Source organism: Streptomyces sp. NPDC101166 (genome assembly GCF_044768125.1).
Taxonomy (GTDB): domain Bacteria; phylum Actinomycetota; class Actinomycetes; order Streptomycetales; family Streptomycetaceae; genus Streptomyces.
Window position 1 is genome coordinate 1 of sequence record NZ_JBIWPF010000327.1, and the last position, 1,074, is coordinate 1,074.

Annotated in this window: 1 protein-coding gene and 1 pseudogene; one reads left to right on the forward strand and one right to left on the reverse strand. The window is 67.1% G+C overall.

The window, feature by feature from the left end; genetic code table 11:
* Positions 1-487: adenylosuccinate synthetase (locus ACIRS4_RS38825; protein WP_404205080.1), on the reverse strand; the 487-nt coding region annotated here is incomplete at its 3' end.
* 276 nt (positions 488-763) lie between these two features.
* On the opposite strand from ACIRS4_RS38825, the pseudogene ACIRS4_RS38830 reads away from it, so the two are divergent.
* Positions 764-1,074: pseudogene (locus ACIRS4_RS38830) on the forward strand (hypothetical protein); the annotation flags it as partial.

Below are 1,074 nucleotides of genomic sequence, written 5' to 3' on the forward strand. Positions count from 1 at the left end.
CCTCGACCTTCTGGGTGAGGATCTTCTCGTCCAGCACGTCGGCCACACGGACGCCGACGCGGGCGACCTTGTCCTGGTAGCAGGGGCCGATACCGCGGCCGGTGGTGCCGATCTTCTTGTTGCCGAGGAAGCGTTCGGTGACCTTATCGATGGCCACGTGGTACGGCATGATCAGGTGCGCGTCGGCCGAGAGCAGCAGGCGGGAGGTGTCCACGCCGCGCTCTTCCAGACCGGCGAGTTCGGCCAGCAGCACGCCCGGATCCACGACCACGCCATTGCCGATGACGTTGGTCACATCGGGGGTGAGAATGCCGGACGGGATCAGGTGCAGCGCGAAGCTCTCACCGTTCGGCAGCACCACGGTGTGCCCCGCGTTGTTGCCGCCCTGGTATCGAACTACCCACTGGACCCGGTCACCGAGCAGATCGGTGGCTTTGCCCTTGCCTTCGTCGCCCCACTGGGCGCCGATCAGCACGATTGCCGGCATGCGAGTGTCTCCTACGGGTTCGACGCGCAGCACCCATGTTGCTGCAGCCACCCGCCATCAGAAGGCGGTGGCCGTGGGCACACTTTACTGGATGACCACATACGTCCAGGTGCACGCCCCGGCTCCGAGTGAACCAGACATAACGGATGCGCACTGAGGACAGCGGGGCAAATGAGACAGGGCTATGGTGGCACGGGGAGAGGGACCGGCAGGGGGTTCCATCGGGACGCAGCGAGGCGGATAGGTGTTGGCAGGCCAGAGGAGGGTGTTCGGCAGTTGAGTACCCATGTTCTCCGCTGCGACGGCGCACCCGTTCCCATCGCGCTCGCTTCTCTGTCCCTCACGCAGACCGCCGCCATTCCCGACACCGGGACCCTGGACGAGCTGCTGCCGGTGATGGCCGCGGACAGTCTGCCGCGCCTCATCGTGCTCGGTGAGGACGCCGGACTGGCCGCCGTGCTCACCCACCTCATGCGCACCGAACGCCTCGGCGTGGAGATCGGCTACGTGCCCATCGACCGCACCTACGGCTCCCGCGCCTACGAGACCGGCACCGGGTCCGCCGCCGCCAAGCGCGCGCTCGAGGG